This is a genomic window from Pseudobdellovibrionaceae bacterium (assembly GCA_020635075.1).
Classification (GTDB): Bacteria; Bdellovibrionota; Bdellovibrionia; order Bdellovibrionales; family UBA1609; genus JADZEO01.
The window spans coordinates 273,967-296,658 of record JACKAM010000001.1 but is presented as its reverse complement, the minus strand read 5'-3'; the positions used below and the strand labels follow the sequence as shown (position 1 = coordinate 296,658).

Annotated in this window: 19 protein-coding genes and 1 pseudogene; 14 read left to right on the top strand and 6 right to left on the bottom strand. The window is 50.8% G+C overall.

The window, feature by feature from the left end:
• Window positions 1–5: 5 nt before the first annotated feature.
• The 5 genes from H6624_01165 to H6624_01145 form a co-directional block, all read right to left on the bottom strand.
• Window positions 6–539: a cytochrome c3 family protein gene (locus H6624_01165; protein MCB9082918.1), complete on the bottom strand. Its 534-nt coding sequence runs from the start codon at window positions 537–539 to the stop codon at window positions 6–8.
• Between the two features lie 263 nt (window positions 540–802).
• Window positions 803–2,422 carry a cytochrome c biogenesis protein CcsA gene (gene ccsA / locus H6624_01160; protein MCB9082917.1) on the bottom strand — a complete coding sequence of 540 codons (1,620 nt, stop codon included), beginning with the start codon at window positions 2,420–2,422 and terminating at the stop codon, window positions 803–805.
• Between the two features lie 35 nt (window positions 2,423–2,457).
• Window positions 2,458–3,843: a cytochrome c biogenesis protein ResB gene (locus H6624_01155; protein ID MCB9082916.1), complete on the bottom strand. Its 1,386-nt coding sequence runs from the start codon at window positions 3,841–3,843 to the stop codon at window positions 2,458–2,460.
• Between the two features lie 30 nt (window positions 3,844–3,873).
• On the bottom strand, window positions 3,874–5,241 hold the full coding sequence (locus tag H6624_01150) for a TolC family protein (GenBank protein ID MCB9082915.1): 1,368 nt from the start codon (window positions 5,239–5,241) through the stop codon (window positions 3,874–3,876).
• A 64-nt stretch (window positions 5,242–5,305) separates the two neighbouring features.
• A complete protein-coding gene (locus H6624_01145; GenBank protein ID MCB9082914.1) occupies window positions 5,306–6,103 on the bottom strand; it encodes an N-formylglutamate amidohydrolase in 798 nt (265 codons plus the stop codon).
• A 103-nt stretch (window positions 6,104–6,206) separates the two neighbouring features.
• On the opposite strand from H6624_01145, the gene H6624_01140 reads away from it, so the two are divergent.
• Together H6624_01140 and H6624_01135 are read left to right on the top strand one after the other, a co-directional pair.
• Entirely contained in the window at window positions 6,207–6,791 is a 585-nt protein-coding gene (locus tag H6624_01140; GenBank protein MCB9082913.1) for a cob(I)yrinic acid a,c-diamide adenosyltransferase, read from the top strand.
• 3 nt (window positions 6,792–6,794) lie between these two features.
• Window positions 6,795–7,907, top strand: coding sequence for a hypothetical protein (locus H6624_01135; protein MCB9082912.1), 1,113 nt, complete (start codon window positions 6,795–6,797; stop codon window positions 7,905–7,907).
• 6 nt (window positions 7,908–7,913) lie between these two features.
• Here the strand turns inward: H6624_01135 and H6624_01130 are convergent, their stop codons facing one another.
• Complete coding sequence (locus H6624_01130; GenBank protein ID MCB9082911.1) at window positions 7,914–8,627, bottom strand: hypothetical protein; 714 nt, start codon at window positions 8,625–8,627, stop codon at window positions 7,914–7,916.
• Between the two features lie 449 nt (window positions 8,628–9,076).
• Here H6624_01130 and H6624_01125 point away from each other — a divergent pair, with 449 nt between their 5' ends.
• The 12 genes and pseudogenes from H6624_01125 to gspN all read left to right on the top strand — a co-directional run bounded on the left by H6624_01125 (window position 9,077) and on the right by gspN (window position 22,608).
• Window positions 9,077–10,018, top strand: coding sequence for a general secretion pathway protein GspC (locus H6624_01125; protein ID MCB9082910.1), 942 nt, complete (start codon window positions 9,077–9,079; stop codon window positions 10,016–10,018).
• 43 nt (window positions 10,019–10,061) lie between these two features.
• Window positions 10,062–12,353 carry a type II secretion system secretin GspD gene (gspD, locus tag H6624_01120; GenBank protein ID MCB9082909.1) on the top strand — a complete coding sequence of 764 codons (2,292 nt, stop codon included), beginning with the start codon at window positions 10,062–10,064 and terminating at the stop codon, window positions 12,351–12,353.
• A 9-nt stretch (window positions 12,354–12,362) separates the two neighbouring features.
• Window positions 12,363–14,051: a type II secretion system ATPase GspE gene (gspE, locus tag H6624_01115; protein ID MCB9082908.1), complete on the top strand. Its 1,689-nt coding sequence runs from the start codon at window positions 12,363–12,365 to the stop codon at window positions 14,049–14,051.
• Window positions 14,052–14,077: 26 nt separating this feature from the next.
• Window positions 14,078–15,298 carry a type II secretion system inner membrane protein GspF gene (gene gspF / locus H6624_01110; GenBank protein ID MCB9082907.1) on the top strand — a complete coding sequence of 407 codons (1,221 nt, stop codon included), beginning with the start codon at window positions 14,078–14,080 and terminating at the stop codon, window positions 15,296–15,298.
• A 42-nt stretch (window positions 15,299–15,340) separates the two neighbouring features.
• Window positions 15,341–15,781, top strand: coding sequence for a type II secretion system major pseudopilin GspG (gene gspG / locus H6624_01105; protein ID MCB9082906.1), 441 nt, complete (start codon window positions 15,341–15,343; stop codon window positions 15,779–15,781).
• Window positions 15,782–15,851: 70 nt separating this feature from the next.
• Window positions 15,852–16,433 carry a type II secretion system protein gene (locus tag H6624_01100; protein MCB9082905.1) on the top strand — a complete coding sequence of 194 codons (582 nt, stop codon included), beginning with the start codon at window positions 15,852–15,854 and terminating at the stop codon, window positions 16,431–16,433.
• A 44-nt stretch (window positions 16,434–16,477) separates the two neighbouring features.
• Window positions 16,478–16,918 (top strand): annotated as a pseudogene (locus H6624_01095) (general secretion pathway protein GspI).
• A 101-nt stretch (window positions 16,919–17,019) separates the two neighbouring features.
• Window positions 17,020–17,961: a prepilin-type N-terminal cleavage/methylation domain-containing protein gene (locus H6624_01090; protein ID MCB9082904.1), complete on the top strand. Its 942-nt coding sequence runs from the start codon at window positions 17,020–17,022 to the stop codon at window positions 17,959–17,961.
• 16 nt (window positions 17,962–17,977) lie between these two features.
• Window positions 17,978–19,177, top strand: coding sequence for a general secretion pathway protein GspK (locus H6624_01085; protein MCB9082903.1), 1,200 nt, complete (start codon window positions 17,978–17,980; stop codon window positions 19,175–19,177).
• A gap of 81 nt (window positions 19,178–19,258) precedes the next feature.
• Entirely contained in the window at window positions 19,259–20,932 is a 1,674-nt protein-coding gene (gene pilM, locus H6624_01080) for a pilus assembly protein PilM (GenBank protein MCB9082902.1), read from the top strand.
• A 3-nt stretch (window positions 20,933–20,935) separates the two neighbouring features.
• The gene (locus tag H6624_01075) at window positions 20,936–21,622 is read left to right on the top strand and encodes a hypothetical protein (protein ID MCB9082901.1); all 687 of its coding nucleotides are present in this window, start codon (window positions 20,936–20,938) and stop codon (window positions 21,620–21,622) included.
• A 2-nt stretch (window positions 21,623–21,624) separates the two neighbouring features.
• Window positions 21,625–22,608, top strand: coding sequence for a type II secretion system protein GspN (gene gspN / locus H6624_01070; GenBank protein MCB9082900.1), 984 nt, complete (start codon window positions 21,625–21,627; stop codon window positions 22,606–22,608).
• Window positions 22,609–22,692: the final 84 nt, after the last annotated feature.

Here is a 22,692-nt window from a genome sequence, read left to right as displayed (position 1 = left end):
AGTTGTTAATAATGGCAAGTTGAACACTCAGTCGGAGCATTGTTCTCCGGCTGACGGTGACAGCTCACACACCATCCCATCGACAAATTATTATATTGATAGACCACCGGCATGGTCTCAACCGGGCCGTGACAGTCCTGACAGACCTTGCCTGCCGCTATATGAGCGGAGTGGTTAAACTTCACATGATCGGGCAGCAGATGCACCTTCTGCCAGGGGATGGATTGTCCACTGGAGTTAGCCTCGTGCAGCTTCATGATGTTGGGCTTGTCCAAGCCAACAGTTAGGTGACAGTTCATACAGATATTCAAACTGGGGACTGACGAGTGGCGAGAAACCTCAACCGCTACGTGACAGTACTTACAGTCGATCTTGTTCTGTCCTGCGTGTAATTCGTGTGAAAAAGGAATCGGTTGGTCGGGTTGATATCCCTTATTGTAACCGATAGTCACCGAATTGGTGGATAATAAATAGATAACTCCCGACAGTCCGGCTAAAAGCCCGACAACGACAGCAGCGCCGATCACCTTGTTCGTCATAAGGTACCTACAGTGTGGATGTCTCAGCTGTATGTTATTAACAATACGTTTTCAAAATTAACTATCTATAAATCTGGGTCTGGACCTTGTCCATCATGAAATCAAGAAATTGTTAACGAATCTAAGGGCCTATCACCCATGGAAGGGACTGACTTCTTTACCATCAGACACTTGTTTTAAGAAAAAACGTGAAAGGCAAAAACCCGCCATGGACAAGCCTTCCACGGCTTTTGTGGGCTGTTGTCGAAAAAACTTCAGCACATTTATTGAGCAGAAGATTCACGGCTCTTGAGTCGACTCTGACGCACTGTTGCTACGTAGACGACCCATAAAATATGGGCGGCCACAAAGGCCGAGACATACTCCACGCCACCGGCACCAAAGCCGTAGGAGTGAAGCCCGGCCCCAAGTACGAAGTTCACCCCGTACCAGGCCATGATCACCAGAGAAAAACCAATAATAGAACTCACCGCCAAACCAAACTGCCGGACCCAACCAACGATTCGACCATGGAGGATGGCCAAATAGCCAAACCAGGCAATGAGTGCCCAAGTCTCTTTTGGGTCCCATCCCCAAAATCGCCCCCAAGAGTAGTCGGCCCAAACCCCTCCCAATATAATTCCAGCGCCCAGCAGGATCACTCCCACCTGGATGGTGCGATAGATGGCTTTAGTGCCTTCCTGAATTTTCTGGGCGTATTTACCTTCATCGCGCAAAAAGTAAACCAACTGGAGATCAGCAAGAGCGAAGGCCAAAAAGAAGGCGGCGTAACTGAGGGTGATCACCAACACATGGGTCGTGAGCCAAAAGTTATCCCGCAACACTGGCTGCAAGGGTGACAGTGTTTTATCCAGAACCGAAGGAGCCATGTCGGTCAGGATCAAACAAAACACCGACAAAAGAGAAGACACCATCAACACAGTCTTGCTCCGGCTCTTCCACTCCAACAGAGCCGCAAAAATAATCGCACCCCAGGGGACCCACACCACGGTCTCGTACATATTGGAGACAGGAGGCCGACCCAACAAATAGCTGCGCACACCCATGCCATAGGTGTGGAGCAAAAAGCCCACGATCACCGTGACCCACCCGCTCACATAGAGCCATTTGCGGTTATTGACCATGGCGCCCAACAAAAACAGCCCGCCGATGAGGTAGAAAATCCATGACCACATGAATGGATGAAATGTGTTGAGGTGAACTTCCGCTTTGATTTTGCTTTGGTTGCCGTATTTCTCAGGACTCACTGACTGGGCCAGCATCTTAAAATCGGCGACCGCCGCTTCCAGATTGGCAACGGCTTCGTCAGCTCCCCCTTTGCCTTCCGACTCAGTCGTTACCACTTTGATAAATGCCTTGGTGATGGCCGCGAACTTGTCTTTCAACTCGCCTTCGAGGCGGGCTACTGGCAGCCAGGTTTCACTACTGGCGTCGGGCACCACTTGCAGGGCCTGACCAAATTTAATGCCGTGATAAAGGCTAAGTTGATTCTCCAAGGTTTGCACGGCTTGGTAATAGGGGTTCAATTTTTCCTGAGCCTGAAGTTTGGTGCGCATCTCCTGCACCAGAAGCCCCACCCGTTCATTCAGAAACAACTCTTTAGGACTGTAATAGACACGCACACCATCGAGCTTAAGAGCTTCCCGCAGCCCAGAGTGACGAACCTGAATAAACTCCACCTCATCCCAGTGTTCGGGAATAATCATCCAGGTAAGTACCACATCAGCTGCTTCCCGCTTTTGATACTTTTCCCGGCCATACACCAGCTTCAAGGCTTCACGGGCAAAAGAATCGTAGGGCTTGATCCGTCCACCCTGTTGAACCGGCAAGGTTCTTAAGGCTTCGCCAGCAGCGCCCGCCCAGGCACTGGGAGCCATGAACATCAGCACCAACAAAAACCATAGCTGACGAGAGCGCCTCATGCCCGATCTCCTTGTTCGCCTTCTTTTATCCACTTTTTCAAACTCTTTTCCCAAAACAGCAAAATCGCCCCAAGTGTGACCATCAGCGATCCCAAGTATTTCCAAAACCGTCCCGGATCTTGATTGACGGACAAAATCGACATCACGGGTTTACCTGATTCATCCTCCTGAAAGCTGGCCTGATAAAAAGTAAAGCCCTGGTGCTTAAGTGGATTGTTCATGGAAATGGTTGTCTTCCCCAGTCCCTTAACCAAAACGTCACTCTCATAACTCATGGCCTGCATAGTCCCCTGGTAACGGCCAACGCGAAAATCAGAAAGGGTGAGATCAAAGGGCAACTCCACCCGTTTGTTGCCGTAACTCAAAACGTACACGTTGGTCTCCGTAAATAGTCGTAGGACTGTATTGGCACCCATCCAGTGTTCTTCATCGTTAAATTTAACTTTCAGCGCTGAAACTGTTTGCGGCGTGGGATACTGCCGATGTTCGTAGGTCGTTTCCCGCTTGGCGGTGGGGATGTAGCGCAAAATTCTGAGCTGCAGCCCCATCCATCCGGTTTCAACGCTTAGGCCCTCTTCCAAATCTCCTTTTTTGCTCACGCCCCTTTCTTTGGAGCGTATTTCATATTTGATCTGTTTCTTGTTGGGATCAAAGTTAAAAACAATGGCATTGAGCCCCATATTCTTATATGGGCTGTCAGTGAGGACGACCTTCGCCGGCCCTAGGTCGGCAATATCCTTGCCCTGCCCTCTGCCGAGAAACAACCAGCGAGATACGTTCACCCTGTCGTTCTGCAATTGAAAGCGAATGGCGGGGCCATCGAACTCACTCTCGGAAGGTACGATTTCCTGCTTGCGGTAGGCATAGTGGTAATAGTCGAGAACTTCGATTTTGTCGGTACCAAGCTGAATAGCCACCGGATGTTTGTCCGGAGGCTCCAAGAGAAAATCCACGCTGCGCGAACCTACGGGGGTGAACTTTTGTCCATCAAAGGATGCGTATACCAATAGCTCCCGCCCACTCACCGTCACATGGCGGGTGGTTTGGCCGATATTGAAGGTCATGCTGCCATCAAGACCCACATAACGGGTCACTAACGACCCAGCAAGAGTGATAATGATCCCCACGTGAGCCAACAAGAACGGAGCGTGGCGCATTTTCCACGGCCAGCGGTCAATCATCACACAGATGAGTTGGACACACATAAGTCCCATAAAAAAGTACATAAGTGGCGAATGGTAGACGAGTTTTTGGGCGTACTCGGCATCGTATTTGGATTCATAGATGGTGCCAACGGCTGAGAGAATTCCCAGCATTAAAATCACCACGACAGCTAATTTGACGGATATCAGAGTTTTAAACAATCGCTCCAGAAACTTCATAAGGCCCCATCCATCCTATCTACGATCCCATCATGGGCCCTTGATGTGAGGAGTTGTGAGTCCCTTTGACCACTCCTCGACTGGTTCGCCCAAAGCCAATTTCCAATTGAGAAACTTCACATGATGATCGAGGCGGCTTTGAATTTCACCCAGAGCCGCTCTCTCCCGAGCTGCCTGAAGTTGCACCACCTGAAAATTGGAGGTCAGGCCCACCCGATAGCTTTTGATCCCTTCAGCCAAGGCCTTTTCGGCTTTTTGCCGCCATTGGCGACTTTGCCCAAGGCGCTGGCCACTGGCAACCAGAGCGGCTTTGCCTTCTTCCAGCCTAATCAGTTGCCGATCCAAGGCTGACTGGTAAGCTGCCTCTGCTGCTTGAATGCCCGACTGTCCGGCACGCTTGACTTCGAGAGAGGTCAAACCGGAGAACAGGGGGACACTCAATTGCAAAGTCAACGACGATGACTTGGCACTTTCACTACCAATGTCACCACGGTCTGGCGATGACCAACCCCACCGGCCTTTGATGGACACACTGGGGCGGTGCTCTCCCAAATCAATCTCCCGATTAAGCCGAGCTAACTGAATGCCCAACTCTGCGGCCCGCAATTCTGGATTCTGCTCACGGCTGCGCTGGAGAAACTCCCCCCTCACCTCAATTTTTGGGGATTTGTCAGACTGAGAGAAAAAACTGGCGGGAAAAACACTTGTCTTTGGAATCCCGGACAAAACCTGAATCCCTTTTTGCAGACTGATTAACCGCTCCTTGATTTCACTCATTCGTGGCTCATAAGAGATTAAGTCGGCTTCACCTTGAAGAAGTTCATACTCGCGGGCATTTCCGGTTTTCAGCCGCCTTCTGGTCAGACGGACAAACTCCTCTTGCCGATCCTTTGACTCACCTAAAACCTTTAAAATCTCCGATTGGGCCGACCAATTCCAGACCAGCTGGAGGATCTCAGCCAAAACCTTTTGTTGTGTGGCCCTCTGGTCCCACTCAGCCTTTTGCCTTTGCACTTCGCGAAAGCGCCAGGCGTTCCAAATCCGTCCGCCGAGATAGATGGGCTGATCGACGTCGAAGGAGGCTCCATAGAGTCGAGTGGGAAACAAATCCACCCCGGGCGCCAGTCCTGCAGGTAAAGACTGGTAGCCAGGATACTCCTGATGAGTGACATTCGCATTTAAGCTCACACTGGGAAAAAGATGACGTCCGGCCTCTTTTTCCCAAGCTCGCGCCTGCTCAAGGGTTGATTGGGCCGCTTTGAGTTCCTGATTGTTTTCAATTGTGGAGAGGAAAATTTGATTCAGGTTGAGGGTCGAGGCACTTGCACTTGCACTTTCAACTGGTAGCCAGAGCAAGATCGGTAAAAGGGACCGCAAGATTTTAACAAGCTGCTTCACATCGCGCCTCAACAAGTGTGGGGGATGTAGCATTTCAGCTTAAGGGGGTCAATTCAAGCAGATCTCAAAACTCTGGAATTTCCGCATAGATGGACTGCAAAGCGGCCTTCACTTGGGATTGAACTGAAACCAGGTTGGCAGTGACCAACTGTTTCGTCACTTCATCCATATATATAGCTCGATTCATCTCCACCTGAATGGCGTGCTGACCCCTGTCCGGATGACCATAGGTCTGCGTAACGCGCCCACCCATGTAGGGCCAATTCACTGCGACCTTGAATCCCGCTTGTTGGTAGCTGCCCACGACCAGATCGAGAAACCAGGCTTCACAACTGGTGCCATTCACATCGCTGACGACAATCTCCGCCCGGGTTTCACCTGGATCACGATGAGCTTCGGTGCCCTTGCTAGGCATACTATGGGCATCCAAATGGTAAACCTTAGTTGCACCTTTTTGACGGAAGCCGGCGTAAACACTTTCAACTTCCTGATGAAAGGGGCGGAAGTAACGTTTGACCAATTGTTCATGTAGCTCTTGAGACATGGGATTGGACAAGAGGGCCTCTCCCGTCGTTGTCACCGTCCAATGAAGTCCACGTGGAAAAGTTCCCGAAGGATTAGGGCTACCGATCACACTATCTTCATCCACATCTTCAGGTAGTCGATTGAGATCCACCACATAGCGGTGCCACTGAGCGACGACAAAAGGAATATCCAACTCATCGATGGCTGGACGGTAAAGCAAATCCACGAACCGATCCACATCACGCATCAGGTGTGGCTCCGACAATCCGTGAAGCCAGGGGGTGTCTGCTGGAACTTCTTCGCCCGAATGGGGAACTGAAACAAAAAATGGCTTCATAATGGCCTCTTTTGAAATGATGGCCGTATCATGGGCAAGAAAGGCCCAGCCCGCAAGTCAAATTTCATTGGCTCCCCCAGCCCTTTGTGTTTAGCTGGACGTTATGAGCACCAAGATTTACACCCGCGGAGGGGACCAGGGGACGACCTCTCTTGTCAATGGCAAGCGAGTGACCAAATCTCACTTGCGGCTAGATGCCTACGGCACCGTGGATGAACTCAATTCAGTTCTCGGAATTGTCGGCTCCCAACTCAGCACCTTGATTGGCCAGTCCAATATGATGGACTTTGCCAAAGCCAGCTTGGATGAAGTCCGCATCTTACAAAATCAGCTATTCATTATTGGCAGTCATTTGGCATGTGATGATGACAAATGGACAAAAAAACTCCCTCCCCTGTCAGAGGGCCTGGTCAGTCGATTGGAAGGTCAGATCGACAGCTGGACGGAGCAGTTGAAACCACTAACCGAGTTTATTCTGCCCGGCGGCTGTTTGATAGCATCTTTTCTCCACCAAGCCCGTACCATTTGTCGGCGGGCTGAACGCTACGCCATAGGCTTGAATGAGGACGGAGAATCCGTCGATCCCATTATCATTATGTATCTCAACCGACTCAGCGATTACCTGTTTGTGATGGCTAGATTTGCCAATCAAAAAATGGGCGAAACCGACATCATGTGGAAAAAGTGATTCATGCGTCTGGTGAAAGCCACTGCTGCTGACGATCAAAAAGTCACTGACCATTTTAAAGACACCACCTTGCCTGGAAGTATTGATATTTCTTATCAAAGGATCGGATCTTTTTTTGACCACTACCGGCTGCAATCTGATGATTTCGTTACTTATCTGTTGATAAACGATCAGGACCAGATTGAAGCCATGGCGTCTTTGATTTTCCGCAAAGCATTGGTGGAGGGCGAGGTACAAACCATCGGCTTTGCCACCGACTTGCGCGTTTCCACCTCCAGAGGGGCGATTCTCAGCTGGTCTCAGCACTTTCTGCCCGTCTTGGAGGAAGAAAAGGCCAAGAGGAATTGCCGCTATATTTTTTCTGTCGTGGCGCAGAGTCAGAAGCAGGCCTACAATGCCTTTGTCCGACCCCGGTCGATGAAACGACGTTTACCTCGCTATTATTTGTTTCGTCGCTTTCAGATTGTCAGCCTTCATGGGCTTCTCCCCTGGCGACCTCGCCCCCTACCCAGCATTCTCGTCAAGAGGGCCCAGGAGTCTGATCGGGAAGCCCTCTACGCTTATATTTTAAAAAAGAAATCTCTGAGGCCTTTGACTTTTTCCCTCAGTCTTGAGTCCATTCATCAAAACCTGGAAAGATGGAAAGACCTGCACCTGGAGAACTTCCTTCTTGCCAAAGACAAGGACAATAACATCCTGGGTTGCACCGGAATTTGGTCCCCCTCGCAAACACAACGGGTCTACAGCCATGGCTATTCGCCAGAAGCTCTGACTCTCAAAGAAGGATTACATTTGCTGTCTTTTTTAGGGATGGGAAAGCGATTGCCCCCCGTCTCTCAACCACTTGAATTCTGCTATTTGACTCACCTGTTTGCCGAAAATCCAGACATCTTTTATAGCCTGCTGTACACGGCCTATAAGTCTACCACCAAGAACGAATTCCTAGTCTACACCCACTTTGATCACTATTGGCTGAGTCTGCCGCCACGAGGATTTCTTTCCTCCTCGATGCCGGGAGGATTTTATTGCGTGTTATCACCGGACCAACCCGTACCTGACTTTCTGAAGCCCATGCATTTGCATGAGCCTCCGGATTTTGAATTGGCCCTGTGGTAATTGAGGTTATTGAGCAACCGCAAAATCGCGACTGCGCATTCCGGTCCAAAACCAGCTAAGCATTGGGTCCATTTCAATGGACTCCACCACCTGGATATCGGCCATCTTCAGGTCTTCCTCCAATTGAGGATAAAGAAGATTTCCCGGACCCACATTGGTAAAGGAGCGAACATCGTGCTCTTCCACCAGAGTGGCAATGATCTTGGCCGGATCGATCTTGTCGACCGAAATCTCGTCCATCACCGACTCACCATTGTCGTCCTTAGCGGATCGGTAAGCACCATACTCAGTCAATGAAATGCCGCTCAACACTGGCGCATCGGCCAACTGCAGAGGTGCGACCGGCCGGGTGAGCTTGAGAGCTGCGCTTTGAGAAACCATCTCCTCAAAGGTCAGAATCCCAGCGGCCACCTTAAGGGCAGAATCGCCGTTTGCATTGCCGACAATTATTTGTGGTGGTTTGTGGTAGCGCAAGAAGCGTTCGTAAAGGCCCACCTGCACAACGGCAGCAGCTAGACTCTTCAATCGAATGTTACTCATGAAGACACGGTCTTCAGAGGCAATGAAATTGAAGAAGTCGAAGTGGCTGGCTTCACTGGAGTCCCAAATCCTTTGAGCTTCCATGATTCTCCGGGTAACTTCCGGAATACGAACGACGCTTGCGCGAATCTCTTCGAAGTCTAGGGCATTAAGACCCTGAAAGACCACTGCATCAGACATGAATTTCCCCTCCCAAAAAATGGGTTCACGGTCGGCAGATGACAGTCACCTGCCACTTTGTTTCCAATACCAATTGCGAACCTTCCTTTTATTTTTTGAGTCCCCTCTGTCGCCGCCAATGGGATTGGCTGTCGACACAATTGATAGTGAGCAATCCCCGTGCCTGACAAAAATCTCAAAAAATTTGCCTCATTTAGCCTTGTGTTCGATTTGGTAAAAATGCTGCACTCCTGCCAAGACTAAGGTCCTTGAAGATTTTCTACGTGACCCTGAAGAAATCAACGGGGACTTAGGTCCTGCTCTCGGGCCTCTCCCGGAGTTCGATTTCCCAGACCTAAGGACCGGGACCCTTTTTGTCATCCACCGCAAAGGGTAAAGTCCTTTGAATCATTCAAAAAAATGAAATTTTTTTGGCCTCATGCCATGGCCTTTTGCTAAACTTTTTACCAATGAGATGGTTTGGTGGCGGAGGAACATTTTTAGATAACATGAAAGGTGGGGGACGCCCGCCCTTAGAAGGGGTCTATGTTTATCTCCTCGCCGCCTTCGCGGGTTACGTAATCGCCGATCTTTCCATCATGTCCTACCGACCCTCGATGCTGCCAACGGAAGCTCCACCTGCTCAGGTTAGACCTACTTCGCGGGCCCGCATGGCAACAAAGATGGACTACGAGTCCATTGCTGATCGAAACATTTTGAATTCAGACGGAAAGATTCCTCCCTCACTGGCTTCGGAAGGGAAGGAAGACGCGCCCACCGATGGGCCGGCCACACTGTCGCAACTGCCGCTCAAGCTTGAGGGCACCATTGTTCACCTCAACGTAAAAAAGTCTGTGGCCTCCATCAACATTCGCAATCGCAATGAAACCCAAGTGCTGTCGGTTGATGAGGAAATCGAAGGCATTGCCCGTATCACTAAGATCGAGAGGCGCAAGGTCACCTTCCGCAACCTGGCCAACAACCGCCTAGAGTACATCGAAATTCCCAAGGACATTAAGATCAATTTTGGAGTCAAAGCCATCAAGTCGGCTGAATCGGGAGAAGTGGAAAAGCGCGGTGAATTTGATTTCTCAATCAAGCGCTCTGACTTGAGCAAGTACACCTCCAACCTGTCTGAGATTCTCAATCAAGCGCGCATGGTTCCCAACATTGTGCCGGGCTCGGGTGGCCGAGTGGAGGGCTTCCGCTTTGTCTCCATTAACCCTGGAAGCATTTTTGAAAAACTGGGCTTTAAGACCATGGATGTGATCAAGTCGGTTAATGGGGAACTGATCAACAGCCCCACCCGCGCGATGGAATTTTACAATGCCCTTAAGACGTCGAACCAGATCGAATTGGGCGTTGAGAGAAACGGCAGGGATGAGAATTTTAACTACTCAGTCACTGAGTAAGTGAAACGGCAACAGTAAGTTGAGGCAACAAGGAAGGATTCCCATGAGAACCACAGCATTGCTTTCGGCACTTTTGGCTTTCTATTGGTGGACAGGCGTGGCCCAGGCCCAAGCCCCCATCCCTCCGCCTGCTGGTGTCGCCCCCATGACGGAGCCCAGTGCGAACGAGGAAGATCCCAAAAAGAAAAAGTTTGCCTACGCCAATCCGGAAGATATCACTAACGAGAATTTCCCTGATTTGATTGAGAGCTTCGACTATCCCAATGCCGACATTGCCGATGTGATCAAGGCCATCAGTGAACTCACGGGCAAGAACTTCATCGTCGATCCCCAGGTTCGCGGGAAAGTCACCATTATTGCCCCCACTCAGGTGTCGGTTGCTGAAGCCTACAAGGCCTTTTTGTCAGCTCTGGCCATTAACGGCTACACGGTTGTGCCTTCAGGAAAGTTTTTGAAGATCAAATCTGCACGGAACGCCCAGCGGGACAGTATTGAGACTTACTCCGGAAACTACTTCCCCAACACCGATCAGATGATCACCCGGATCATCAAGCTCAAGTATATCAGTGCGGCTGACGTGAATAAGCAATTGAGGATTCTGCCCTCTAAAGATGGCGAGATGGTGCCCTATGAGCCCACCAACTCGATTATTATTTCTGACTACGGTTCTAACATTGAGCGGGTGATGAATATTATCAACCAACTCGATGTTCCCGGCTTTGAAGAACAGCTGGCGGTGATTCGCATCCGCTACGCCAAAGCCAAGGATGTGGCCGATCTTTTGGACCAGATCATCAACAAGGGTGAAAGTTCAAACAAAAGCCGGTTTTCCTCCGGCGTTCCCCGCTTTCGCCGCAACACCAACCAGACCTCTAGCGGCGGCTCGGGGGCTGAGTCTTATTCCCTAGTGGTATCCGACGACCGTACAAACTCAATTATTGTCGTCGGTAACAAGGCCGGAATTGCCAAGATTCGCCGCCTGATTAGCAAATTGGATTTCAAATTGCGTCCCGAAGACCAAGGGGGCGTTTTTGTCTATTACGTTCGTCATGGCGAAGCCGAGCAAATCGCCAATGTGTTAAACGGCATTGCCACTGAATCCAAAAAGAGCCAACAGTCGGGAGCGAAGGCTTCTACAACCACCCCTTCGCCCACGGGGACCACCAATCCCCTAGCTCAATCCGCCAGCGTGTTCGGAGGCGAAGTTCAGGTGGCGGCTGACAAAAACACCAATAGTCTGATTATTACGGCCAGCCGCCAGGACTATGAAGTGGTAAAAAACATCCTTTCCAAAATCGATATTGCCCGTGATCAGGTGTTCGTGAAGACCATTATCATGGAAATGAATGCCACCAAAACCCAAACCTGGGGTGTGGACTACTATGCCTTTGACCGCAGCAGTAAGGGCGTCGGTCGTATTGGTTTCCGCTCCTCCCCCATCGGCAACCTGCTCAATCCAGCGACAGACTCGGGTGCCATTCTCGGTTTTGGTAGCGGGCAAACTTTTGAGCTTAAGGCCGGCGACTTTACGGCGACCGTCACCAGCCTTGTGGGTTTAATTAAGTTTTTAAAGGGAGCCGCGGGTGGAAACGTGCTGTCCACGCCACAAATTATGGCCCTCGACAATGAGGAAGCTGAAATCGAGGTCGGTGAAACGATTCCTGTGAACCTGTCCCGCGACTCGACCGCCACCGCTGGCACGCTTTCCACCACTGCCAACCGTGAAGACGTAACCATCAAGCTGAATCTCACTCCCTTCATCAGTCCCGATACAGATTCGGTGAAACTGAAGATTGAACAGCAGGTAAAGCAATTGTCCCGCACCAAAGTGGAAGCCGATGAGCTGGCTAAATCCGCTGTGGCCACCACCAAGAGGGTGATAAAAACTCAAATTGTGGTCAATTCCGGTGACACGGCCGTTCTTGGTGGTTTGATGTCGGACGTAGAATCAGAAGACGTCACCAAAGTCCCTGTACTGGGTGACATTCCGATTTTGGGGTGGCTCTTTAAGGGCAAAACCGTGGACAAACGGAAGTCCAACCTGGTGGTCTTCATCACGCCAAAGATCATTCGCAACACCACTGACAATGCCAATCTCCTCAACGACAAGATCAATGAGCGTATTACCTTTATTCAGCGCTACATGAACGGTCGGGACCCCCATGGCGAAGCCATTGACAAGCTTCCTCGTCGTTCCTTTGGCAACAATCAACCTCCTCCTTCCTCTTCGGCTCCATCTCCCCTGATGGAGCCGACTGATGATGGTGACGATGATGATGCCTCCCGTTTTTCCGATGACGAGCCCAAGGAAGAACCTGCCGTCGAGACGTTTTAAGGAATTGCTATGGCCACACCGAATTTTGAGTCTTTGCTAGTTAAAGGGACGGGGATCACTGAGGAACAGCTCCAGTCCCTCCTCAAGACCAATGATCGTGATGGCAACCCCCTGCGGGAGGCCATGGAAGGAAAAACCTACCACACGCCTGAGGACGCCTTGGCCGAGTTGTGTGACCGTTTGAATGTCGCCTACATCAAGGACATCCCCTACGGGGATATTCCGGTGGACTTGGTTCGAGATATCCCCATCAACTACGCAAAAAACCACGAAGTTCTCCCTTTTAAGTTGGAATCCGACCATCTGATCGTGTTGACCAGCAATCCGCTCAATTTAAAGGTTTTGGATGATCTAAGAGTCCTGTTTGGCAAACGCATCGAGGTCAGAGTCACCACCAGCTCTCGCCTGCAGGATGCCATTAATCGGGTTTACGAAAAGAGCACGGCGGCCCTGGAGGGCCTGGATGAAATCGAAGGCGAAGAGTACGACCTGGACGACCCGGTGATTGACCTTTTGGAAGCCGGTGACGACGACGCCCCGGTGATTAAATTGGTCAACACTCTGCTATTCCGCGCGGTGAAGGAAAAGGCCTCGGATATTCACCTGGAGCCCTACGAAAAGGATATGGTGGTTCGCTTCCGCATTGACGGAATTTTGTTCGATATTTTTAAGCCGCCCAAGAAGCTTCAGAACTCTATCACTTCTCGTGTTAAAGTAATGGCCAATTTAAATATTGCCGAAAAGCGCCTCCCACAAGACGGTCGCATTCCCCTGAAATTGGCGGGAAAAGACATTGATGTTCGTGTGAGTTCCGTGCCCACCGCCTTTGGAGAGCGGATCGTGATGCGTCTTCAAGACCGCAGTAACGTGGTGCTTGAGCTGGAGCAACTGGGCTTCTCGGAGAACAGCCTGGAACAAATCGATCATATGCTGACCAAAACCTATGGCATTTTTCTGGTCACAGGCCCTACGGGTAGCGGTAAGTCGACCACTTTGTATGCGGCCTTGAGCAAGATCAACACCGTCGATAAGAATATCATTACTGTTGAGGATCCGGTGGAACAACGGATTCACGGTATTGGCCAGATTCAGGTGAACTCCAAGATTGGTCTGACCTTTGCTTCGGGCTTGCGTTCGATTCTTCGTCAAGACCCGAACGTGATCATGGTGGGTGAGATTCGTGACTTGGAAACCGCTGAGATTGCCATTAATGCCTCTCTCACAGGTCACCTGGTGCTCTCAACCATTCACACCAATGATTCGGCCGGTGTATTCCCTCGTCTGATCGACATGGGTTGCGAGCCCTTTTTGATTGCCACTTCACTTTTGGGCGTGGTCGCCCAGCGTCTGGCCCGTGTGTTGTGCCCTCATTGTAAGGAGCCCTATGATCCCACAGAGGTAGAGTTGGCCTCACTTGAGATCAGCCGAGATCAGGTGCGCAACGCCAATATTCATCGCGCCGTGGGCTGCAATGAGTGCAACCAAAAGGGCTACATTGGCCGAACGGTCATTCAAGAGCTCTTGCTCGTTACCGACGAAATTCGCTCTTTGATCATGCAGCGCCAGGATGGGGGAACCATTAAAAAGGCCGCTCTCCGTAATGGCATGCAGACTTTTCGTGACCATGGAATTCAAAAGGTCCTAAAGGGCGTCACCACCATTGAGGAAGTATTGACCAATACCCAAGTGGATGCCTAAAGTGAGTTAAAAGGGCGGTCCAAATCATGCCATTATTTGAGTACAAAGGCCTTAATAAAGCCGGGAAGAATGTGCGCGGCTCGATCGATGCGGATAATGCCCGTACCGCACGTGCCCGCCTCAAAAAAGATGGCATTTACGTCGTAGATCTTAAAGACAAATCCAAGGCTGCTAAGAAAGGCAAAGCCAAAAAAGGGGGCCACAACAAAGGGGTCAGCGTTAATGATCTGTCGATCCTGACCCGTCAGCTGGCCACTCTGCTAAAAGCCAACATACCATTGGTGGACAGCTTGGGGGCGGTCTCTGATCAGTTGGAAAATGAAATGCTTTCTGACGTGATGGCGGAGATCAAAAACAACGTCAACGAAGGAGCTCCCTTTCATAAATCCATGCGCAAATATCCTAAGATCTTTAACAAGATCTATGTTTCCATGTGCGAAGCTGGGGAAATGTCGGGAACTCTGGACGTCATTTTATTGCGTCTGGCTGAATTTACTGAAAGCCAGAATGAGCTTAACAACAAACTCAAGTCGGCCATGATGTATCCAGTGCTAATGACGGTGTTTATGTTGGCCATGCTGGCGGCCCTTTTTATCTTCGTTATCCCAAAAATGGTCATGGTCTTTGACTCCAACCCTGACCTGGTCCTTCCCTGGTACTCGGTCATGGTCATCGACTTCAGCGGCCTGTTGGTGAACTACTGGCATGTGATTGTGGCCACCTTTGTGGTGATCTTTGTGGTTTTTAGAAGTTGGAAGAACTCGCCCAAAGGCCGAGGTCAGTGGGATGCGGTTGTCCTCAAGCTCCCCACAGTGGGCAAGCTGGCACGTATGGTGGCGGTGAGTCGTTTCACCCGCACTCTGTCGACTCTTTTGACTGGCGGTGTACCTATGCTGACCGCCATGCAGATCGTGCGCAATGTTGTGGACAACGAAGTCCTGGCCACAGCCCTGGACAACGCCCGGGAGAACATCAGCGAGGGGGAATCCATTGCCGGCCCACTTAAGAAATCAGGGCAGTTCCCTCCCATCGTGATTCACATGATTAATATTGGAGAAAAGACAGGCGAGTTGGAACAAATGCTAACGCAAGTCAGCGACGCCTATGACTTTCAAGTGAAGACCGAAGTGGAAGGCCTCACTTCCCTTCTCACTCCCATCATGTTGATCCTAATGGGTTGCGTTATTGGGGTGATAGTCTTTTCCATCATGATCCCAGTGTTTGAAATGTCTGGCCTTGGAGGATAAACTGGGTCCTCTTTCTCAACGATTGCTTGCGGAGGCAAAGGTATGCGCAAAATCTTGAACGCCCATGGCGTGGCCCAGAATGAAAAGGGTATGACCCTTTTGGAAATCATGATCGTCCTTGTGATTCTTGGTGGATTGGTTGCCAGTCTTGTGACTGTGGTGATGGGCCGATTGAAGTCAGCACGAATTAAGCAAGCAAAGATCACCATGGCTGAGGTGGGTAAAGCTTTAGATATGTACTACACCGACTGTGGTGGCTATCCGACGACAGATCAGGGCCTCGGCGCTCTGGTTGAGGCTCCCGGAGATGGCTGCTCCAGTTGGGGCCCAGATCCTTACGTCAAGAAAGTACCCCGCGACCCATGGAACCATGAGTACATCTATGAGTCTTCTGGTGGGACCTATGTTCTTCAGTCTCTAGGTCGCGACAACCGCGAGGGTGGCTCTGGCGAAGACGAAGATATCTCCTCTGAGAACCTCTAATTTCAGAGGCCTTTTTAAGTTACCGAAAACAATCCAGAGTTGCCGGCTCTCTGAAGCTGGCTTTACTCTTATGGAAATCATGATCGTGGTGGCGATCATTGCTGCTCTGTTGGCAACCGTCATGCCCCGGGTGGGCAATCAAAATAACCAACTTAAAGAGGTCATCCGCCGCTTTACTGTTTTAACCAAGGATCTACGTCACCGCGCCCGTCTGGAAAATGCCACCTATCGTCTGGTCATCGACATGAAGGACGGTTGGGAAAAAGGCGAAAAGGAACACGAGTACTGGGTGGAAAAAACCATCAAAAAGGTCGTTCTGCCGGGAGCAGACGCCGAAGAGGAAGAAGTCCTTGAGGATGAGGACGGCAATCCCATCGACCCTAACGGCTTTGCCATGGACGACACCGTGATGAGAAAGCAAAAGCTCCCACGTCCCCTCTTCTTTGAAAACGTGGAAGTGGCCCGGGAGAAGGATCCCATAGGAACAGGAGTGGCCTATATTCATTTTTTTCCCCAGGGCCTGGTGGAAGAGGCGGCCGTTCACTTTAGGCTGAGCGAACAGGCGCGCTGGACCCTTGCCATTCACCCGCTGACGGGTAAGAGTGAAATAGTCACAGAATACCTGGAGTTAAAGGATATTCGCGATCAGTGAAACGCCGGGCAAAAGGATTTACCCTTCTTGAAGTCTTGATTGCCATGTCAATTCTGACCATGGTCATTGTCACTGTGTCCTCGACCTGGTCGGGTAACTTCAACCGCATGCGTAAAATAAATCTTTCCAACAATGTGGCCACCCTGTTGGAAAGAAAGATGGTGGAACTGGAAGCCAAATACAAAGGCAAGCCCGTCAGCGAGATCCCCGAGGAAGAAAGTGGGGATTTTGGTGACGACTATCCCCAATACCGCTGGTTTCTCACCTCTCAGGAATTTCAAATGCCGGATTTGACCGCTCTACTCACCTCCCAAGAGGGCGGGGCCGACGAGATGCTGATCACTATGATCAAGCAGGTCAATGAGTTTGTCTCCAAAGCCGTGAAAGAGGTCACTCTAACGGTCTTGGTCACCGCTGGCAAAAAAGAGGTGTCTTACAAGATCACCACTTATTTTGTCGACTGGGAACAGGACATCGGCCTCCCGGGCGGCGGCGGTACCGGTGGCGGCGGCGGTACCGGTGGTGGCGACGGTTCAGGCGGTGGAAGTGACGGCGGAGGCAGCGGCTCCGGAGGCGGGGGTGAAAATTGAACGCCCTTAAGTCCCAGTCCGGCCTGACTCTTTTGGAGGTGGTGATTGCCACCGCTATTTTGGCCATCCTGTCCATCTACACGGCTGAAAGTGTACAAAATGCTGTGAAGTCCAAGGTGAAGGTGGAAAAAGAGGTCGACCGAGTCACCGGTGTTCGTGATGTGTTACGGATTATGGAAAGAGACATCAATATGGCTTTCCATTACCGTGACATCAACATTGATCTCTACAATTTAGCCGAGAAAGAGCGGATTGATCGTCTCAATAAGGGAACTGACACAACCAAAAAAGACGAAAACAAAAAACCTGACGAAGAAAAAACTGAAGAAGAAAAAAAGAAAGAGGAAGAGGAGAAAAAAAGGGCTGAAGAAAAGGCCAATCAGCCCAAAGAGCCTGCCAAAGAGTTTAAGCCCAAGGAACAAAAGATTCTGACCCATTTTCTTGGCGAGGAAGATGAGCTCAATTTCACCACTCTAAACAACTCGCGCATTCGCGCTGATGACAAATCCAGTGACCAGGCCGAAGTGGGTTACTTCCTTAAGGACTGCCGCAGCCGCTTTAACAAAAAGAAAAAGAGCAAATGTTTGTGGCGACGGATTGATCCGATCATTGATGACGATGTGACCAAGGGCGGGACGGAGACCGTACTTCTTGAGCATGTCACCCGCTTTGAACTGCGCTATTTGGGGCCAGGAAAGGAAGAAGAATGGGTCAAACAATGGAAAACCGACAAGGGCGGGGACGCCAACTCACAGGGCAAATTTCCCTATGCTGTTGAGATCACATTGGAGTTTCACAATAAGGAAGTGGAAAACGAAAAGCCGGTGGGCATGACGTTGGTTGCCGCGCTTCGCTTTCCCAATAACCGTAAACCCGAGGAAACGGATGAAAAAGGCAAAGCTAAACCTCCGCCAACGCCTTTTGGCACCAATAACTAACACACGTGGGGTAGCCATGATGATGGCTCTCTTTGTGATGATGATCCTCACCTTTTTGGCGACCGAGGTGGCCTTTCGCACGGGTATTGAAAACAACATTGCTGTGCAGGGGATCTCGCGTCTGCGCGCCTACTATGCAGCCAAGGCCGGACTGGAATTGAGCCTGTTTCGCATTTTGCTCTACAAAAAGGCCATGGCCTCGTTTGGTGAGCAACTTGGGGAGAACAAGTCCATGCTTGATCCGATTTGGCAGTTTCCCTTTGTCTGGCCTCCAGTTTTACCGGATGAAATATCAGGCGTGGATAAGAGTCAAATCCAGGCGGCAGTAAAGGAATCCAAGATGGACGCCTCCTACGCCGTGACCATTGAATCCGAGGGGGGAAAGATCGACATCAATGATCTGGGCTCCGATTCGGAAGCTCTGGTGAAAGCGACAAAGGATCAGATTCTTCAGATCTTCCAGGTTGAAGTAGAAAACAACGAGCAGTTTGCTGAGAAATACGGCACTTTCAATTTTGAGGACCTGGTCCACCACATGATCGATTGGGTCGACGAAAACAGCGAGAGCCTGGTCGGTGGGGATGAACGGAACTACTACCAGGATGTGCGCAGCGAATTCATTCCGCCCAATGCCCCATTTAAGACTCTAAATGAGCTTCACATGGTGGCCGAGATGACAGATGACCTCTATCAGGTACTGGCCCGCCAGGTGACGGTTTACGGCTCCAAGGGCGTAAATGTGAACTACTCGGATAAACATGTGCTCAAGAGTCTGGATGTGCAAATGACGGATGAAGTGGTCACCAAAGTGATCGAGAGGCGCAGCTCCCCTCAGGAAGGGGGGCCCTTCCGCAACTACGATGACTTTCTTGATTTCCTCGGCACTCAGGGGGTACGCACTGACTCCTTTAATCCCGCCGGCATTCCTCTGGTCTTTGATGCAGAGCTTAACTTTCGCATCAAGAGTGTGGGCAGCTACGGTAGGGTGACCCGTGAGATCGAAGTGGTCACCTATGACTTCGATAACATCAAGGAGAGATACATCGACATCTTGACCAAAGCCGAGGAAGAGAAAAAAGGTGAAGGTGGTGGCGACCCGGGCACCGCTAACAAGGGCGATGGCAAGTCCGATGATAAGGGAAAAACCACCCCTACAGCTAAGAAATTAAATGCCCCAAAAGGCCGCCCTACAGTAGTATATTGGTACGAGAACTGATACGATTCGGGAGTGATTTCCCTAGAGTGGAATCGAGCAGCACTGTGATCAACACCAGGAAGGTATTGGAGTACCGATAGCATGAGAAGCGTGGGCATCGATATCGGCCACTTCAGCATTAAGTTGGCTGAGGTTGAAGCGTCGAACCGATCATTCACACTCACTCGCCTTGAGGAGTTCCCCCTAAGCACCGATCCCACTAAAGACCATGAGATTGAAATTCTCGATTTCCTCCGCCAACTGTCCAGTCAGTATGACTCCAGCAGCACCTCTTTTGTTTTTGGTCTCCCCCAGGAACACACAGTGGTCCGCAACCTGGAGTTCCCTTTTCGTGAACGTCATAAAATTTTGAAAAGCATTCCCTTTGAGTTGGAAGATGACATTCCCTTCTCCGGAGATAATGCGGTCTTTGATGCCAAGATCACCCGCTACCGGGGACCTGGGGCTGAAGTGTTGGCCTGCACCAGTCCGACGGAGAGAGTTCGACGGGTTCTCCAGGTGGCTCGCGACGGGGGAATTGAGCCGGCCATTATCTCAGTTGAGGGATTGGCCTTCGCCAATTTATTTGAGGAGTGGACCGAGCCGCCTCGCGAAGGCCCCCCGCTGTCTTTGGACGAGGAAACCTCCCCGGCAACTCCTGGCACTCCCCTGTCAGCAAAGGTCGTCCTGAACATTGGCCACCGCTCAACTCTCATGATCGTGTGGTGCGAAGACCGGCTGTTGACGGCGCGAACCCTCGACTGGGGCGGTATGGACGTGGCCCAGGCCCTGGCCGGAAAATACAGTTTGCATATTGTGGAGGCTCTGAAGGAGCTGCGCAAAAAGGGATTTCTCCTGACCAGCAACGAGGGAGCCACCCGAGATCAAGTGACTTTTTCGGACACCATTAAGAGTGTTGTCGACGACTTTGCCCACGAGCTTCATCTGGCAATTCTGGAAACCGAATCGGATCATCAGATTCACATTGATAAGGCCCTGATGACGGGGGGCACCTGCCAGATCCAAAACCTGGGCCCTTATTTGACACAAAAGCTGGAGATACCTTTTAACCGCCTCAAACAGATTCCCGCCCATTCGGCTCTCAATTTTGAAACCGGTGGCGCAGGTGAGGTGACAAAAGCGGTAGCCATTTCCTTGGCTATTGAAGGCCTTAAGCGCCCGAGAAACCCGGCTATCAATATGCTACGCGGGGAACTCGCCAAACAAAGTCAGACGTTTAAGCGGTTAGTTGAAAAGTGGGGCCACACCATGGTCGTTGGGGGTACTGCCTTTTTGCTGCTTCTTGTTTGGTCCATCATGCGCGATTCATTTTCTTCAGACATGGCCAGCCAGGCCTATGAGCAAATGAAGATTCAGGCTAAAAATGTGACCGGCGGAGATTTAAAAGGGCCCCGGGCCAATCCGCGCAATATCCGCAAGTTCATTCGCGACCAGGAGAACGAGGCCAAGAACCGCAAGCTGGCCGAGAAGGTTCAGACCATCACCTCGGCCCTGGATGTGTTCAAGAGCCTCACCGAGACCACACCTTCAAAAAAGAAACTGGTCGTCGACGTGCAAAAGCTCATCGTTGATAACGACAAGGTCGAGGTACAGGGCTTGATTGCCCGCGGACCCGATATCGATGTCCTCGCCAATGCATGGAAATCCCTGTCGACCGACGGCAAGGTGGAGAAGTTTCGCCCTGGCTTTGCCAGCAAAGATGGTAAGACTCCATTTGGGCTGCGCCTGAAAGTCAATCGCCTGAAAGGAAAGTGATAGTTGCTGAACCTGGATGATCTCAAAGATAAGTTCACGGAAACCTTTAATCAGGTTAAGGATACCGTCGAGGAGAGCTCCCTCTACAATACACTGCGTGAACGCTATGAGACCCTGCCCTCCAACGGACAAAGGGCCATTGTCATTGGCAGTATCACCTTCGTGGTTCTGATTTTTCTTTCCATACCTTGGAGCTTTTTGAGTTCCTCTAGTAATTACGTGACCGAATTTGAAGACAGCCGGGCTCTTATTCGTGGTCTACTGAAAACTCGCAGTCTCTCAAAAGGGGCGCCCCTCCCAAAAGGGATGTCTTCGGGAGAAATTGAATCAAAGGCAAAGGGAATGCTTTCCACTGCCGGTCTACTGGACTCCCAAATCGGTTCCTCTATGCAATTGCCCGAAGGTGACCCCGGCAGCCGCCTGGCTCCGCCGAATGTGCAGCAGCAGGGAGTAAGACTAGAGCTGAAACAGCTCAATTTGCGGCAGATCATCGACATTGGCTACCAGCTGCAGAATCTCGATGCCAGCGTCAAAATGACAGGCATGGAGGTTCATGCCACGGCTGAAGACCCACATTATTTCAATGCCACTTTTAAGCTGATTAGTTTTTCCTTGCCTGAGACTGAAGAAGCTTCGGCCGGCAAAGATGCGGGCGGTCCAAAGGGTAAAAAACGGGGACGGGGTAAGTAATCATGCCAGCAGTGACCATGATAGCCAATTTTCTGCGCGATGTGGTCAAGTATCACAAAAAGAAAATCCTTGTCGCTCTCCTCAGCCTCTTGTTTTTTTCTGTCGTCCTGTTCCCCTATGATGACTTAGCGGATGTGATCACTGTCCAGGTGGCCAAACTTTCTAATAACCAGGTTTTTCTGCAGTTTGAACACCTTGGTCTGGACGTCATTCCCGCTCCTGGATTGAATTTGGAGCAAGTTGAGGTTTCCACCCCCTCCCTGCCCCCTCTCAAGGCCGATGAGCTCACACTGTCGCCCAGTATCGCAGGGCTTCTCACCTTTAAGCCAGGCTTTGTGGCTCGGGCGAAGGGCTTCCTTGAGGGCGATATCACCCTCAACTTCAAAAGTGGGGATAAGATTGAAGAGGGGGTTTACCGTCAGGATATTGATCTAAGTGTGGGCAGTTTGGAACTCAGCGCCCTAAAGGATTTGATTGAGCTTCCCGTAACACTTAAGGGAAAGGCCAACCTTCAGACCTCTCTGGTGGTTGATCCCACCTATCGGGATCAACCCGACGGTGAACTGGAACTCTCGACAGGAAAGATCAGCCTTCCCCCTTCCACTGTGCCCACCTACTATGGCCCACTCAGTTTACCCGCCTTTCATTGGTCGCAGGTAAAACTGAAGGGCCGTCTCTCAGCCGGGAAACTTTATATCGAAATGGCTGAGATCGGTGATGCCAAGGATTCCTTTAATGGACAGGTCAAGGGCTCCATCTCTATGAGTATGGCTCCTGGTCCCGGCGGCATGACACCCAAGTTTGGGGCCTATGAACTAAAACTCAAGTTGAATGTGGACAAGACTGCCCAAGACAGTCTGTCGTTGTTTTTGGGAATTCTCGACGGCTACAAAAAGCAAACTCTTAAAGGGGCCAGCTACGAAGTGAAGATTTCGGGTACTCAGTTTGGCGTGAACCCCTCCATTTCGCCGCTCACCACCTTCTAAGGTCTTTCACCCTCGCGGGTGATTCCCAGTCATTTTTATTCCGGGTTACCATATGAAGACATTCCTCCCACCCAAACAAATGAG

Coding starts and splice junctions, on each gene's coding strand:
- ccsA (MCB9082917.1), bottom strand. CDS start 2,422: ATGTTCATGGCTCCCAGTGCCTGGGCGGGCGCTGCTGGCGAAGCCTTA.
- gspG (MCB9082906.1), top strand. CDS start 15,341: ATGCGCAAAATCTTGAACGCCCATGGCGTGGCCCAGAATGAAAAGGGT.
- H6624_01100 (MCB9082905.1), top strand. CDS start 15,852: ATGGAAATCATGATCGTGGTGGCGATCATTGCTGCTCTGTTGGCAACC.
- H6624_01135 (MCB9082912.1), top strand. CDS start 6,795: ATGCGTCTGGTGAAAGCCACTGCTGCTGACGATCAAAAAGTCACTGAC.
- gspE (MCB9082908.1), top strand. CDS start 12,363: ATGGCCACACCGAATTTTGAGTCTTTGCTAGTTAAAGGGACGGGGATC.
- pilM (MCB9082902.1), top strand. CDS start 19,259: ATGAGAAGCGTGGGCATCGATATCGGCCACTTCAGCATTAAGTTGGCT.
- H6624_01125 (MCB9082910.1), top strand. CDS start 9,077: ATGAGATGGTTTGGTGGCGGAGGAACATTTTTAGATAACATGAAAGGT.
- gspN (MCB9082900.1), top strand. CDS start 21,625: ATGCCAGCAGTGACCATGATAGCCAATTTTCTGCGCGATGTGGTCAAG.
- H6624_01145 (MCB9082914.1), bottom strand. CDS start 6,103: ATGAAGCCATTTTTTGTTTCAGTTCCCCATTCGGGCGAAGAAGTTCCA.
- H6624_01155 (MCB9082916.1), bottom strand. CDS start 3,843: ATGAAGTTTCTGGAGCGATTGTTTAAAACTCTGATATCCGTCAAATTA.
- H6624_01130 (MCB9082911.1), bottom strand. CDS start 8,627: ATGTCTGATGCAGTGGTCTTTCAGGGTCTTAATGCCCTAGACTTCGAA.
- H6624_01085 (MCB9082903.1), top strand. CDS start 17,978: ATGATGATGGCTCTCTTTGTGATGATGATCCTCACCTTTTTGGCGACC.
- H6624_01140 (MCB9082913.1), top strand. CDS start 6,207: ATGAGCACCAAGATTTACACCCGCGGAGGGGACCAGGGGACGACCTCT.
- gspD (MCB9082909.1), top strand. CDS start 10,062: ATGAGAACCACAGCATTGCTTTCGGCACTTTTGGCTTTCTATTGGTGG.
- H6624_01165 (MCB9082918.1), bottom strand. CDS start 539: ATGACGAACAAGGTGATCGGCGCTGCTGTCGTTGTCGGGCTTTTAGCC.
- gspF (MCB9082907.1), top strand. CDS start 14,078: ATGCCATTATTTGAGTACAAAGGCCTTAATAAAGCCGGGAAGAATGTG.